15 protein-coding genes are annotated in these 13,955 nt (G+C 37.7%); 9 read left to right on the top strand and 6 right to left on the bottom strand.

The features are described 5' to 3' along the window. Positions 1-5 precede the first annotated feature (5 nt). The 6 genes from ABVM52_RS14195 to ABVM52_RS14220 form a co-directional block, all read right to left on the bottom strand. Positions 6-803 (bottom strand): DUF1080 domain-containing protein, encoded by a 798-nt coding sequence (locus ABVM52_RS14195; protein ID WP_405381601.1) that lies wholly within the window; start codon positions 801-803, stop codon positions 6-8. 135 nt (positions 804-938) lie between these two features. Beyond that, positions 939-2,210 (bottom strand): adenylosuccinate synthase, encoded by a 1,272-nt coding sequence (locus ABVM52_RS14200; RefSeq protein WP_405381603.1) that lies wholly within the window; start codon positions 2,208-2,210, stop codon positions 939-941. A gap of 28 nt (positions 2,211-2,238) precedes the next feature. Beyond that, positions 2,239-2,700: a Fur family transcriptional regulator gene (locus ABVM52_RS14205; protein WP_405381605.1), complete on the bottom strand. Its 462-nt coding sequence runs from the start codon at positions 2,698-2,700 to the stop codon at positions 2,239-2,241. Between the two features lie 49 nt (positions 2,701-2,749). Then, positions 2,750-4,954, bottom strand: coding sequence for a RelA/SpoT family protein (locus ABVM52_RS14210; protein ID WP_405381607.1), 2,205 nt, complete (start codon positions 4,952-4,954; stop codon positions 2,750-2,752). A gap of 44 nt (positions 4,955-4,998) precedes the next feature. Further along, positions 4,999-6,231 carry a M48 family metallopeptidase gene (locus ABVM52_RS14215; protein WP_405381609.1) on the bottom strand — a complete coding sequence of 411 codons (1,233 nt, stop codon included), beginning with the start codon at positions 6,229-6,231 and terminating at the stop codon, positions 4,999-5,001. 35 nt (positions 6,232-6,266) lie between these two features. Further along, positions 6,267-7,079 (bottom strand): TrmH family RNA methyltransferase, encoded by an 813-nt coding sequence (locus tag ABVM52_RS14220; protein WP_405381611.1) that lies wholly within the window; start codon positions 7,077-7,079, stop codon positions 6,267-6,269. Positions 7,080-7,161: 82 nt separating this feature from the next. Here ABVM52_RS14220 and ABVM52_RS14225 point away from each other — a divergent pair, with 82 nt between their 5' ends. The 9 genes from ABVM52_RS14225 (at position 7,162) to ABVM52_RS14265 (ending at position 13,942) form a co-directional block, all read left to right on the top strand. Then, positions 7,162-7,956, top strand: a complete 795-nt coding sequence (locus ABVM52_RS14225) for a DUF6503 family protein (protein WP_405381613.1) — start codon at positions 7,162-7,164, stop codon at positions 7,954-7,956. 95 nt (positions 7,957-8,051) lie between these two features. Beyond that, the gene (locus tag ABVM52_RS14230; protein WP_405381615.1) at positions 8,052-8,294 is read left to right on the top strand and encodes a MoaD/ThiS family protein; all 243 of its coding nucleotides are present in this window, start codon (positions 8,052-8,054) and stop codon (positions 8,292-8,294) included. Beyond that, a complete protein-coding gene (locus ABVM52_RS14235) occupies positions 8,294-8,710 on the top strand; it encodes a molybdenum cofactor biosynthesis protein MoaE (RefSeq protein WP_405381617.1) in 417 nt (138 codons plus the stop codon). Before ABVM52_RS14230 ends, ABVM52_RS14235 begins: the two co-directional genes overlap by 1 nt. Positions 8,711-8,852: 142 nt before the next feature. Further along, positions 8,853-9,836: a GTP 3',8-cyclase MoaA gene (gene moaA / locus ABVM52_RS14240; RefSeq protein WP_405381619.1), complete on the top strand. Its 984-nt coding sequence runs from the start codon at positions 8,853-8,855 to the stop codon at positions 9,834-9,836. Next, the gene (gene moaC / locus ABVM52_RS14245) at positions 9,836-10,309 is read left to right on the top strand and encodes a cyclic pyranopterin monophosphate synthase MoaC (RefSeq protein ID WP_405385137.1); all 474 of its coding nucleotides are present in this window, start codon (positions 9,836-9,838) and stop codon (positions 10,307-10,309) included. Before moaA ends, moaC begins: the two co-directional genes overlap by 1 nt. Next, positions 10,293-10,886 (top strand): NTP transferase domain-containing protein, encoded by a 594-nt coding sequence (locus ABVM52_RS14250; RefSeq protein ID WP_405381621.1) that lies wholly within the window; start codon positions 10,293-10,295, stop codon positions 10,884-10,886. Before moaC ends, ABVM52_RS14250 begins: the two co-directional genes overlap by 17 nt. Further along, the gene (gene moeB / locus ABVM52_RS14255) at positions 10,883-11,956 is read left to right on the top strand and encodes a molybdopterin-synthase adenylyltransferase MoeB (RefSeq protein ID WP_405381623.1); all 1,074 of its coding nucleotides are present in this window, start codon (positions 10,883-10,885) and stop codon (positions 11,954-11,956) included. Before ABVM52_RS14250 ends, moeB begins: the two co-directional genes overlap by 4 nt. After that, positions 11,940-12,713 carry a sulfite exporter TauE/SafE family protein gene (locus tag ABVM52_RS14260; protein WP_405381625.1) on the top strand — a complete coding sequence of 258 codons (774 nt, stop codon included), beginning with the start codon at positions 11,940-11,942 and terminating at the stop codon, positions 12,711-12,713. Before moeB ends, ABVM52_RS14260 begins: the two co-directional genes overlap by 17 nt. Positions 12,714-12,751: 38 nt before the next feature. Further along, on the top strand, positions 12,752-13,942 hold the full coding sequence (locus ABVM52_RS14265) for a molybdopterin molybdotransferase MoeA (protein WP_405381627.1): 1,191 nt from the start codon (positions 12,752-12,754) through the stop codon (positions 13,940-13,942). Positions 13,943-13,955 lie beyond the last annotated feature (13 nt).

The raw sequence follows: 13,955 nt of genomic DNA on the forward strand, positions 1-13,955 counted from the left end.
GTTGGTTATAGTTTTTTGATTTTTATGTTCCTGAACCAAATTGGACTGGAGTGATCTTGTAAACCTATATAGCCCGATTTATATTTTCCATAATCTTCGCTATTCTTCCATTTATCGGAATTTTTTTTCTCATACCAGGCATCGTCCCAAGGAATAAAAGATACTACTTTTTTACCGTTTAGCCAGTGCTCCACCTGTTCTGGGGTAAAGATTATTCTTGTTGTGTTCCATTCCCCAACCGGATTAAGAATTTTGCCTTCAGGGTCAGCGGCATGCATAGCATAATCCGATCCCGTTTGTTGTAAAGGTTTTAGTTCTTCAGGTTTGTCCGTGTACCCTAGACTTAGATTGTATGCTGTTAAATCATGTATACTTGCATAGTTTTCATCATCAATCAATTGGTATTCCGGCGCTACTTCCGGTGGGGAGTCATACCCTTCTTTTAAATGGTAAAAAATACCACTGTTACCACCTTTGGGAAGTTTCCATTCTATATAAAGCTCAAAATTATCGAACTCCTCTGCTCCGTAAATAATATCGGTACCGCCTGTATAGTCCTGCTCTTTGCCCAGTTCGGTATTAAAGGTCAATTCGCCATTTTCAACCACCCAACCCGGAGGCAACTCGTCTCCATTGTAAGCACGCCAGCCTTTGGTAGATTTACCGTCAAATAAGGTGATCCATTCTTCCTCCGTTTGTTGATCCGTATTGTCTTTATTTGCTATTGCTTTTTCTTTTTCCGTTTTGCAGGAAGTAAACAGCATTATTGTAAATAGGATTAACGAATATGTTAATTTTTTCATGAGGCGTTATTGTTTTAACAATTTAATTGGTGTAAAGTACCATAGGGAAAGTACAAAAAAAAAGAATGGCGATAAAGGTATTTCCCTATATCGCCACTCTCAAATGTTGAACAACCTGTATGGGCCGCTGAAAGATTATCTATGGATGGTCTGTGTTCTATCTGGACCCACAGAAACTATTTTGATAGGAACCTCCAATTCTTTTTCCAAAAACGTTATGTAATCTATTAAATTTTTAGGCAATTGATCTTTGGCGGTCATTTTGGTTAAATCTTCTGTCCAGCCATTAACTTCCGTGTAAACGGGAGTAACGTTTTCAGCTTCAATGTTATATGGAAAATGTTCTATTTGTTCTCCTTTGTAATTATATGCCGTACATACTTTTAATTTATCAAAACCACTAAGAACATCACCTTTCATCATCATAAGCTCGGTTACACCGTTAATACGAACAGCATATTTTAAGGCCACGAGATCCAACCAGCCACACCTTCTTGGTCTGCCTGTAGTTGCCCCAAATTCATTACCAACACGGCCCATAGTTTCTCCGTCCTCATCAAATAATTCTGTGGGGAAGGGACCACTGCCCACCCGTGTTGTGTATGCTTTGAAAATTCCTTTTACCTCACCAATTTGGTTAGGTGCCACGCCTAATCCGGTGCAAGCACCTGCAGCTGTTGTATTGGAAGAAGTTACAAATGGATAGGTTCCAAAATCAATATCCAATAAAGAACCTTGTGCTCCTTCGGCCAAAATTTTCTTTCCTTGTTTTTGAGCTTGGTATAAATATTCTTCACTATCAATAAATGTCAAGGCCTTAAGTGCAGTAACGGCTTCAAAGAAATCCGCCTCTAATTCTGCCAGGTCATATTGAATATCCACGTCGTAAAAACTGATCATGGCCTCATGTTTATTGGCCAGACTACGGTATTTTTCTTTCCAATCGCTTAATTCCAAATCACCTACACGCATACCGTTTCTACCGGTCTTGTCCATATAGGTAGGGCCAATGCCTTTTAAGGTTGATCCTATCTTTGCCTTTCCTTTTGAAGCTTCTGATGCGGCATCAAGCAAACGGTGTGTGGGTAAAATTAAATGTGCTTTTCTGGAGATAAGCAGTTTAGCGTTAATATCAAGATTGAATTTTTGTAGTGCATCCAATTCCTTTTTGAAAATAACGGGATCGATCACAACACCATTACCTACTACATTTACTGCATTTTTATGAAAAATTCCAGAAGGTATGGTATGTAAAACATGCTTTATTCCATCGAATTCAAGTGTGTGCCCCGCGTTTGGTCCACCTTGAAAGCGAGCAATGATATCATAATTCTGAGTTAATACATCTACGATTTTTCCTTTTCCTTCGTCACCCCATTGTAGGCCCAACAATAAATCTACTGCCATTTAATTTTTATATACTAGGTTAGTTATTTTATTTTTTGCCTACCTCTTTGGCGGGCGTGTTCTTTGTTCCGTAAAAATATAAAGAGTGGTTATTGATCGTAATGTCAAATACCTCCTCTATTGTTTTTTTTATAGATTGAATTCTTGGATCGCAAAATTCCATTACCTCACCGGTATCGGTAAGTATAACATGGTCATGCTGACGATCAAAATATGATTTTTCGTACTGTGCCTGGTTTTTTCCAAATTGATGTTTACGTACCAACTTGCAATCTAAAAGAAGTTCAATGGTATTGTATAATGTAGCCCTACTAACACGGTAATTCTTGTTCTTCATATTAATATAAAGTGACTCTATATCAAAATGTTCGTCACTTTCATATATTTCCTGAAGTATAGCGTAGCGTTCTGGGGTTTTTCTATGTCCTTTGTCCTCTAAAAAGGCTGTGAAGACATTTTTTACAATTTCTTGATTTTTATCCGAAGACATATTTACTGCATTAATATACAAATGTACAGTTAAATTTTAATTTCCTTTTCTAAATTCTGGTTACTTTGTCAATACCGTGAATCTGTTTTAAATTATCGGTAAGTTTTTTCAGGATTGCCTTGTTCTTGACCACCACGGTAATTTTACCTTTAAAAGTGCCCCCGTCTGTACTAAAATTCAGGTTTCGCATGTTAACATGCATAATATCGGAAATTACTTCTGTTATATCATTGATTAGTCCTAGATTGTCTATACCGGTAAGTTCAATATCCGCTTGATACTCTTGTTGGGAAGAATCTATCCATTTGGCAGTAATAATCCTATAGGCATAGTTAGACTGTAGGGATATGGCGTTGGGACAATTTTTTTTGTGTACTTTAATACCTTCGGATACACTTACAAACCCAAAAACATTGTCCCCTGGTATAGGGTTACAGCATTGGGATAATTTGTACTCCAATTTTTCTTCTTCCTTGCCAAACACCAGCATATCATATTTAGATGTAATTTCATCCTTATTGATTTCTTCTGGTGCCGGTGTGCGACGCATTCTATTCTTGAAAAAGCTGATGAATGCATTGTTGTAAGACGAGGCAAAGTCTTTTAACATGGTATTGTCTATAGAACCTATGCCTACCCTATAAAATAAATCTAGACTTGTCTTTAATTTGAAATAGGTGACCATCTTGTTAATGGAATCCTCATTCAAATTAATTTTTTGTGATTTTAATTTTCTTCTTAAAATTTCTTTCCCTTCCTCGGCTACGGATTTTTTCTCCTCTCTTAAAACAGATTTTATTTTTGCCCTTGCCCTTGCCGTTGTTGCATAATCTAGCCAGTTTTGGTTGGGCCTTGCCTGTTCTGATGTAATAATCTCTACCTGGTCGCCACTTTGTAAGGTAGTGTTGAGTGGCACCAATTTACCGTTCACTTTTGCGCCCCTTGTACGCATACCAACCTCAGTATGGATGTTGAAAGAAAAATCTAATGGTGTTGCGCCTTTAGGCAGCGACTTTAAATCTCCTTTAGGGGTAAAAACAAAAATTTCCTTTGAGTAGAGGTTTAGCTTAAATTCCTCTACAAAATCAACTGCATTGGTATTGGCATTTTCCAAAGCCTCCTGTAATTTGTTCAACCATACCTCTATACCTTGTTCTTTTTGGTTGCCGTGCTTATATTTAAAGTGGGCCGCATATCCTTTTTCCGCAATTTCATGCATGCGCTCACTTCTAATCTGTACTTCTACCCACTTTCCTTGGGGTCCCATTACCGTAATATGTAGGGCTTCATATCCAGTTGATTTAGGGGAAGAAATCCAGTCTCGTAATCGTACAGGGTTGGGGGTAAAGTGATCGGTGACAATGGAGTAAATTTTCCAAGCCAAGAATTTTTCGTTCTGTGAATCTGATTTATATATGATTCTTATTGCAAACTTATCATAGATTTCATCATAGGTAACATTTTGCGCCAACATCTTTCTTCGCATAGAAAAGATAGATTTCATCCTACCTTTTATGACATAGTTTAATCCTTCTTGTTTTAATGAATTGTCTATGGTTGCGGAAAAGGCATCGATATATGCTTGTTGCTCCTCTTTACTTTCCTCAATTTTATCTTTAATGGAATTATACACCTCTGGTTCTGTGTACTTAAGGCTTAAATCCTCTAGATCGGTCTTTATATTGTACAGGCCGATCCTGTGGGCTAAAGGGGCATAAATATATAATGTTTCAGACGCTATCTTAACCTGTTTATGCTCTGGCATGGAATCCATTGTAAGCATATTATGATAGCGGTCAGCTATTTTGATGATGATTACCCGTACATCATCATTTAAAGTTAAAAGCATTTTTCTGAAATTCTCCGCTTGTTGGGAGATATTCATCTCTTTCTTTAAATGGGCAATTTTGGTAAGGCCATCTACAATACGTGCTACGGTTTCGCCGAACATACGGTCAAGGTCGTCCAAAGTGTATTCAGTATCCTCAACAACGTCATGAAGCAGGGCAGAGGCAATGGATACGGCATCTAGACCTATTTCCGATGCCACAATTTTAGCTACTGCAATAGGGTGGAAGATATAGGCTTCTCCAGATTTTCGCCGTTGGTTTTTGTGCGCATCAACAGCTACCTCAAAAGCACTTCGTATTAAAATTTTGTCCTCATCCGTAAGGGTTTGGTAACTAATACGTAAAAGTTCCTTGTACTCCTGAGCTATGAGCTTATTTTCCTTTTCTATTGCTGCCTGTGTCATACTAGATTAAAATTAAGATAATCTTAAATGATGAACAACAAAAATTATGCCTTTAAATTACGTATGCGATCAATCAATGGCGGGTGAGAATAATTCATAAAAACATATGCAGGATGCGGAGTTAAATTACTTAGACTGTTTTTTGACAATTTTTTTAAGGAGGTTACCAAGGGCAGGGCGGCATAAGTCTCTTTTGCATAATCATCTGCTTGGTATTCAAATTTTCTGGAAAAATAGTTCATTAATAGACCTGTAAGCTCTGAAACCGGACTATAAAGTATGCCAAAACCAATTAGGGCAGCATGAAAACTTGGTCTATCTACGCCTATGGCCAAGGAAATTTCAGGATTGTTTATAAAAAGCGATAATAAAAACAGCATTAATCCCGTCAATAAAATAGAGGAAAAAAGATTAAAAATAATATGCTTACGTTTATAATGGCCTACTTCATGTGCCAAAACGGCAACTATTTCGTCTTCATCCAAATCATTGATAAGGGTGTCATAAAGGGTTACTCTTTTTTCCTTGCCAAATCCTGAAAAGTAGGCATTGGCCTTGGTAGAACGTTTTGATCCATTAATGACGAAAATATGCTGCAGGTCAAAACCTACATTGGCGGCATAATGTTCTATTTTTTCTTTTAAACTGCCTGCTTCTAACGGCTCTTGTTTATTAAATAACGGTACAATAAGCTTGCTATAAAATAAATTAATGAACAAGGTAAAAAGTGCAATGGCTACCCAAGTATACCACCAGAAATTTGTACCTACCGTCTGAAAAAACCATATGACCAAGGCCAAAACACCACCTCCAACAAGAATTGTTAAGGTCCATTGCTTTAACTTGTCCAAAATAAATGTACGGTGGCTAGTTTTATTAAATCCAAACTTTTCCTCAATGACAAAAGTTTGGTAGTAGGTAAACGGTATGTTTATGATATCGCTACCCAACAATATTATCCCAAAAAATATCAAGGCTTGGACTATAGGATGGTCAGAGGTATTAAGGGCAATTTGGTCTACCCATTTAAACCCTCCTAATATTAAAAACCCAAGAATAAGCGCTAGTGAAAAAGTAGAGGTTAAAATACCAAATTTGTAATTGGTGAGTTTATAGGCTTGCGATTTATTATATTCTTCGGTATTGTATACATCTTCCAAATCTTTTGGGATGGGATCTTTAAATTTTTTGGCATTCAGGTAATTCAACGCTGTAGCCAATACATATTCCACCACTAAGATGATAAAGATACTATAAAAAACAAAGGTGCTATCCATAAAATTGCTTTAGGTTTTGCTTGATGGTTAACGGCTTAACGCCCAAGTTTTTGCTGTCTTTTGACTTCAAATATAAGTATTGCAGCGGATACGGAAACATTCATAGAATCTATTTCTCCTTCCATAGGAATGATAATATTCTGGGTAGAATTAGATAGCCATTCATTGCTAAGCCCAGAATTTTCGGTACCTACAACAATAGCTGTAGGTCCGGTATAGCTTACAGATGTATACTCCATGGAAGCGGTTAACGCGGCACAATAAATATTAAATTTCTCTTGTTGCAAAAAAGAAATAATTTCTTGAGTACTTCCTGTCCTTATATTTCTGGAAAACACGCAGCCAACGCTTGATCGTATAATGTTGGGGTTATATAAATCTGTTTTTGGGTTAGCAATAAGTACGGCATCTAAATTGGCGGCATCCGCAGTTCTTAATAAGGCACCTATGTTACCGGGTTTTTCCGGAGCTTCGGCAACAAGAATCAATGGGTTTTGAGTGGTAAAGTTGAGGGTCGAAAGTTCGTGCGACTTACTTTTTGCTATGGCTATAATACCTTCGGTAGTGTCACGGTGTGCTATTTTTTTATACACCTCTGTGGTTACCGTTATTAACTTATCCGTAGAAAAAGATTTTAAAAAAGAATTGTTTTCATCTTTTGCTAAAATAGCTTCACAGTAAAAAATGGTCACAATTTCATATTGGGCATCACTGGCAATTTTAAGTTCCCGTACGCCCTCTAATAGAAATAGTCCGGTCTTTTTACGCTCCCTTGCCTTTTCCTTTAATAAGGCGGCCTTTTTAATCAAGGGGTTTTGAACGCTACTTATATGTTTATTCTCATGCATTATATACAAAAGTAATCTAATCTGTTAAGTAGGCTAAATAATATCGACCAACAGAATTCAAATACAACTAAAACTACATAAGATGAAGTACATTTTACTATGCCTATTGGTGACATTCACTATGGCTTGCAAGGATGAAACCAAGAAAGAAAAAATAATAGATACCGGTACGCTAACAGAAGAGCAAATAACCTTAAATACCTATCCGCAAGATTTTTTTAAGGTTTTGAGCGCCCATGGAGGATTAGATAATTGGAAACAGTATGGAACATTACATTTTGACTTGCCCAAACCAGAAGGTACTGAAACACATACTGTCGACTTGTATAAACGATTGGATAAAATTACCGCAAAATCCTATAGTTTGGGGTATGACGGTAATGAAGTATGGCTAATGAATGAGGATAATGATTATGAAGGTAAACCAAAATTCTACCATAACCTGATGTTTTATTTTTATGCAATGCCGTTTGTACTTGCCGATGAAGGCATCAATTACAAGGAAATCCCGGCAATGGTGGTAGATGGTGTTTCCTATCCCGGGTTCCATATTAGTTTCAACAACGGTGTTGGTTCTTCATCAAAAGATGAGTATTATATGCATTATGACCCAGAGACCTATAAAATGAAATGGTTGGGGTACACCGTTACATATTTTAGTGGTGCCCCGTCCATTGAAATAAGCTGGATCAATTATGAAGAATGGAATAAGGTGGGCGAGCTGCTTTTGCCTAGTGCCATTACCTGGTATAACACGGAAAACGATACCATAAATGCCCCTGTTAATACAGTAAAGTTTGAAAATGCAGGAATTTCAAAAAATGCAAAACCGGCAGCGTTTTATGCTAAGCCTGTTAATGCAACGGTCATTGAATAAATCCTGATATAATTACTATTTTTTAGTTAATTAAGGTGTCATTTTTATGGCACCTTAGTTTTTATAAGTAACTTGAATTTTAAATGATTTAGGAGATGAACGTATTGTTTTTTGGAATAGCCAAAGACATCGTAGGTAGTTCGGAAATCCTATTTTCCGATCAACAGACTAAGCCTACAACGGTTGCAGCGTTAAAAAAGGAATTGATTAAAAATTATCCAGAATTTTTAAAGCTTAAGACCCTTGCCGTGGCAGTTAATAGTGAATATGCCCATGATGATGTAACTTTGGACGGTAATGAAGAAATTGCAATAATACCACCTGTAAGCGGGGGCTAATGAAAAAAATAATTGAAATAGTAGAAAGTATAGATACCGCGAAGGTATATACGGAGTTGAACGATGCAAAGAGCGGCGGTATATGTGTTTTTGTGGGTACGGTACGTGAATTTACAAACCAAGAGGAGGTCGTTTCCCTGGAGTTTGAAACGTACAAAACCATGGCCTTAAAAGAAATGGAAAAGATTGCTAATACAGCTATTGAGAAATGGAAGCTTAATAAGGTGGTCATGCGCCATGCGGTGGGAGAAAAAGGTGTGGCTGAGCCTGTTGTCGTCGTAGGTGCGTCTTCTGCGCACAGGAATGCTTGTTTTGAAGCATGTAGGTATTTAATAGATACTCTTAAGGAAACGGTGCCTATTTGGAAGAAAGAGAAATTCAAGAATAAGTCGGTCTGGGTATCGGCACATCCGTAGTCTTTTTTTAGAATGGGATAAATGATTGAGAATAGAAAATAGAGAATAGAGAATAGAGAATAGAGAAAAGACAATAGAAAATAGATATTCGTTTGAATTTGCTTTTTGAATTTAAACTTGTATTTGAATTTGTAATTAAAATATGTTAGTAGATAACCATAATAGAGCAATTAATTACCTGAGATTGGCGGTGACAGACCGTTGCAACCTTCGTTGTAATTATTGTATGCCAGAGGAGGGAATCAATTTTGCCAAAAATGACAAGTTGTTTACTATAGATGAGTTGGTACGCCTTAGTACGCTTATGGTCTCTCAGGGTATCAATAAAATACGGATAACTGGGGGTGAGCCATTTGTTCGTAAAGACCTTATGGTTTTGTTGCGCAATCTTGCCGCTTTGGAAGGATTGGATGATATTTCGGTTACCACAAATGCAACACTGATTGGTCCGTATATAGATGAACTAAAGGCGTTGGGCATTAAGAACATTAATGTAAGTATGGATGCCATCAACCGGGAGACATTTGAGCGTATCACCCGCCGTGATCATTATGATGTCGTGTACAATAATATGATTCGTTTAATTACCGAAGGGTTTAATGTACGTATTAATTTTATTGCGTTAGATGGTCAGAACATAGAAGATATCATTCCCATGTTAGAGCTTACCAAACACTATAATGTATCGGTACGTTTTTTAGAGGAAATGCCTTTTAATGGCGGTTCTAAAGAATTTCAGACCATAAAGTGGGATTATAAGGCAATTTTGGAGCATATCAAGGAAGCGCACCCTGCTTATTACAAGTTGAAATCTCCTAAAACTTCTACATCAATAAACTATAAAATCCCTGGTTTTAAAGGTACTTTTGGAGTAATACCATCGTTCAGCAGGACATTTTGTGGTAGTTGTAACCGGTTACGTATTTCTGCCACCGGAGATGTTATTACCTGTTTGTATGCAAAAGCAAGTGCTAACCTTAGGGATATTATGCGCGCAGATGATGAAGCGGATAATCTAAAGTCCGCTATTTTAAAAGCAATAGGTAGCAGGGCAAGAACAGGCTTTGAGGCACAAGAAAAATATAAGGATGTATTCAGTAATTCAATGACTTCTATAGGCGGATGATGGAAAAAAAATTATCACACATAGATGAATCGGGCAACGCGGTAATGGTAGATGTGTCGCAAAAGTCAATTTCCGTTAGGCAGGCTATAGCATCGGGTATTGTATCGTTTCCTGATGAGGTGTTTAAATCGTTAACGGAGCAAGATTTTGTAGGTAAAAAAGGCAGTATAGTGCAAACTGCGGTAATTGCCGGAATTCAAGGAGTGAAAAAAACTTCAGAATTAATTCCACTTTGTCATCAAATCAATCTTTCGAAAATTAACGTGGAAATAACACCGGGAGAAAATCAATTCAAGATATCCTGTACCGTTAAATGTAATGAAAAGACCGGTGTGGAGATGGAGGCATTAACAGGGGTGTCCATTGCAGCATTAACTATATATGATATGTGCAAGGCTTTATCTCAGGATATCGTCATTGGTACAATTCAACTAGAACAAAAAACTGGGGGTAAGAATGATTTCCAACGCTAAACTTTATGGATTGGTACTTTCTGGAGGTAAGAGTACTAGAATGGGAAATGATAAAGGACTGATTGCTTATCATGACCTACCACAACGAGAGCATTTATACCAGTTGTTAAACCAATTTTGTGATCGGACATTTTTAAGTGTTCGTAGTGATCAAGAGGGCGACATACCAAAGAAATTTGAAACGATTGTAGATAAGAACGAGTATCTTGGTCCGTATAATGGGCTGTTGTCCGCCTATGAAACTTACCCAGATGTAGCTTGGTTGGTTTTAGCGTGTGATTTACCATTGATGGATGCAGCGGCGGTGCAAGAATTGATTGCAGCACGTAACACCAATAAAATAGCAAGTGCCTTTGCCAATAGTGATGACCCCTTGCCGGAACCTTTATGCGCCATATGGGAACCTGAAGCTTTAGAACAATCCGCTAAATATCTAAAAGCGGGACATGGGTCGTGTCCGCGTAAATTTTTGATAAATGCAGATACCCATTTGGTTTTTCCAACAAATAAAGACGTATTGTTAAATGCAAACTCAAAGGAAGATTATACCCAAGCGTTGCAAAAATTGGGATTATGAGCAATAATAGATATGTAAGACAGACCATATTGCCAGGTTTTGGAAATGATGGGCAACAAAAACTAAAATCAGCTAAGGTTTTGGTGGTTGGCGCCGGGGGGTTGGGCGTTCCGGTCCTGACCTATTTAAACGCAATGGGGGTGGGGACCTTAGGTATTGTTGATGCGGACGTAGTATCTTTGTCCAATTTGCATAGACAGGTCCTTTACACGGAAAATATGGTAGGCCAGGCCAAAGTATTGGCTGCCAAAAACCAATTGCATTTACAAAATTCAGATACGGAAATTTTAGTGCACCACACATTTCTAACCGTTATAAACGCTCTGGAAATCATCAGGGATTATGATGTGGTTATAGATGCAACGGATAACTTTCCTACCAGATATTTAATTAATGATGCTTGCGTTATTTTAAAAAAACCTTTTGTTTATGGAGCATTACATAGCTTTGAAGGACAGGTAAGTGTCTTTAATTATAAGGGCGGACCAACATATCGTTGTTTGTTCCCTGAAATGCCCGGACCAGATGCAGTACCCAATTGTAATGAACATGGGGTATTGGGAATTGTACCGGGAATAATAGGGAATTTACAGGCTTTGGAAGCAATTAAAATAATTACAGGAATTGGAGAGGTGCTTTCTGGGGTATTGCTGTTGTTTGATGGATTATCGCAACGGTACCAACGTATGAACCTGAAATTGAATCCTGAAAACTTAAGCATAGAGCAATTGGCCACCACGTATGAGTTTGATTGCGAAACTCCTTTAACATCTATTGATGCCAAGGATTTTCAAAAGTTATATGACAGTGGTATTCCCAATTTATTAGATGTAAGAACCGACAAGGAATTTACAAGACAACATATAGATGGGGCAAAACATATTCCTTTAGGCGAACTCAAGGATCGGGTAGGTGAAATAAATTTGGACGCACCTGTATATGTAATTTGCCAGTCTGGCATCCGAAGTAAAAAAGCCATTGTTCAACTTAAAGAACTTTTGCCTTCCAGTGAGTTTGTCAATGTTTTAGGGGGAATGAACCATATAGATGTGTATGCTCTTGCCCATTAATGAATTGGCACTTTTGTGTTTCGGTTTTTTTATTATAGCAACATTATATTCTTCCGTTGGTTTTGGTGGTGGTTCTAGTTATTTGGCGTTGCTTACCCTTTTTTTAACTAGTTTTTTTGCTATAAGGTCTATAGCCTTGGTATGTAATTTGGTCGTGGTATCTGGCAGTACTTTTCTATATTTTAAAAATCATCACGCCAAAATAAAAGAATTTTTACCTTTTGTTGTCGCCAGTATCCCCTTGGCATTTTTGGGTGCTTCGTTCCGTTTAGAGGAACATATATTTTTTATCATTTTAGGAAGTGCATTGATTCTTTCCGCAATTTCTTTGGTAGTACAGACATTCAACTTGAAAACAAACGTGGAGACAAAGACCTATCCCAGCTATCTTAGCTATGTTCTTGGGGCAGGCATTGGATTGTTGTCTGGGTTGGTAGGTATAGGTGGAGGCATTTTTTTGGCCCCTATATTGAACCATTTAAAATGGGACAAGGCAATTAAAATTGCCGCATTGGCCAGTTTTTTTATTTTGGTAAATTCTGTTTCTGGCTTGTTTGGGTTGGTTGCTGGCAATGCTTTGTCCTTACCATGGCGTGAGACCATTTGCTTGGTAATAGCTGTACTTTTAGGTGGGCAGTTGGGTATTCGCATCAGTCTAAAAAAATTATCTGCCAAAGGGATAAAAAGGATAACGGCCTTATTGGTTTTAGTGGTAGGTGTTCGTGTGCTGTTGGTAAATGGCCTGGGTATCTTTTAATTTCTTACCTTTTCCTTAAGTAAAATTTTAGTTTATATATGATTGAATTTAACAAGGCCTACCAGCTTGTTTTGGAAAACACCTTGGAATTGGGTGTAGAAAAGGTTCCACTAATGCAAAGTCTTAACAGGGTTTTGGCGGAGGAAATAAGGGCGGATAGGGATTTTCCACCATTTGATCGTGCTACAAAAGACGGAATAGCTGTAAACTTTTCCGCACTTGTACATGATGACCATGTATTTCATATTGAGGGTGTAGCTGCAGCAGGCGCACCACAGCAGGTTTTACAGCATAGTGAAAATTGTGTTGAGGTAATGACGGGTGCGGTTCAGCCCAAAAATACGGATACGGTCATCATGTATGAACATATTAGCATAACGGAAAAAGGAGCTATCATCAATGAAAAGGTTACCAAAGGACAAAACATACATGGTCAAGGAAGTGATGAAAGCGCGGGTGCGGTATTGTTGATCAAAGGCACAAAAATTACCCCTGCGGAAATAGGTGTAATGGCAACAGTTGGTAAATCTGATATCTTGGTAAAGGCACATCCAAAGGTTTGTACCATTGCAACAGGAAATGAATTGGTAGAGGTGAACGCAGTTCCATTGCCTCATCAAATCCGAAAATCCAATACCATCACATTAGAAGCCGCTTTGCTGACAAGAGGTATACCCTCTACTTCGCTTCATCTTGTGGATGATAAACAAGCCATTTTTGAATCGCTTAAATCTGCACTAAAACAAAATGATGTTCTTTTATTAAGTGGGGGAGTGTCAAAAGGTAAGTTTGATTTTATTCCAGAGGTAATGGAATCCCTAGGAGTTGAAAAAGTATTTCATAGGGTAGCGCAAAGACCCGGAAAGCCTTTTTGGTTCGGGGTACATAAAGAATTGAAAACGGTTATATTTTCCTTTCCCGGAAACCCGGTTTCTACTTTTGCCAATTTTCATGTTTATTTTTTACCTTGGCTATATACTAGCTGGAATTTTCCTTTAAAAACCCTAGTAATACAACTTGCCGAAGCGATTAGGATTTCACCACCTTTAACTCGTTTTATACAAGTGAAGACCGTGGCTGAGAATGGGGTTATATATGCAAGACCGGTTACTGAAAATGGATCGGGAGACCTAATTAGCCTTTCCAAATCAGATGGGTTTATTTGTTTGGGGCCAAGGGAAAAAAGTTATGCGGTAGGGGAATTGGTGCCGTTTATTAGTACAAAATAATTAACCTTAAATA

Origin of the sequence: Maribacter sp. LLG6340-A2 (assembly GCF_045057105.1) — a bacterium.
GTDB lineage: Bacteria > Bacteroidota > Bacteroidia > Flavobacteriales > Flavobacteriaceae > Maribacter.

Bases quoted from the DNA above. Each gene is read 5' to 3' on its own strand.
- ABVM52_RS14220 (WP_405381611.1), bottom strand. From the start codon at position 7,079: ATGCATGAGAATAAACATATAAGTAGCGTTCAAAACCCCTTGATTAAA.
- ABVM52_RS14210 (WP_405381607.1), bottom strand. From the start codon at position 4,954: ATGACACAGGCAGCAATAGAAAAGGAAAATAAGCTCATAGCTCAGGAG.
- ABVM52_RS14215 (WP_405381609.1), bottom strand. From the start codon at position 6,231: ATGGATAGCACCTTTGTTTTTTATAGTATCTTTATCATCTTAGTGGTG.
- ABVM52_RS14205 (WP_405381605.1), bottom strand. From the start codon at position 2,700: ATGTCTTCGGATAAAAATCAAGAAATTGTAAAAAATGTCTTCACAGCC.
- ABVM52_RS14260 (WP_405381625.1), top strand. From the start codon at position 11,940: ATGCTCTTGCCCATTAATGAATTGGCACTTTTGTGTTTCGGTTTTTTT.
- ABVM52_RS14250 (WP_405381621.1), top strand. From the start codon at position 10,293: ATGATTTCCAACGCTAAACTTTATGGATTGGTACTTTCTGGAGGTAAG.
- ABVM52_RS14200 (WP_405381603.1), bottom strand. From the start codon at position 2,210: ATGGCAGTAGATTTATTGTTGGGCCTACAATGGGGTGACGAAGGAAAA.
- ABVM52_RS14235 (WP_405381617.1), top strand. From the start codon at position 8,294: ATGAAAAAAATAATTGAAATAGTAGAAAGTATAGATACCGCGAAGGTA.
- moaA (WP_405381619.1), top strand. From the start codon at position 8,853: ATGTTAGTAGATAACCATAATAGAGCAATTAATTACCTGAGATTGGCG.
- ABVM52_RS14195 (WP_405381601.1), bottom strand. From the start codon at position 803: ATGAAAAAATTAACATATTCGTTAATCCTATTTACAATAATGCTGTTT.
- ABVM52_RS14230 (WP_405381615.1), top strand. From the start codon at position 8,052: ATGAACGTATTGTTTTTTGGAATAGCCAAAGACATCGTAGGTAGTTCG.
- ABVM52_RS14265 (WP_405381627.1), top strand. From the start codon at position 12,752: ATGATTGAATTTAACAAGGCCTACCAGCTTGTTTTGGAAAACACCTTG.
- moeB (WP_405381623.1), top strand. From the start codon at position 10,883: ATGAGCAATAATAGATATGTAAGACAGACCATATTGCCAGGTTTTGGA.
- moaC (WP_405385137.1), top strand. From the start codon at position 9,836: ATGGAAAAAAAATTATCACACATAGATGAATCGGGCAACGCGGTAATG.
- ABVM52_RS14225 (WP_405381613.1), top strand. From the start codon at position 7,162: ATGAAGTACATTTTACTATGCCTATTGGTGACATTCACTATGGCTTGC.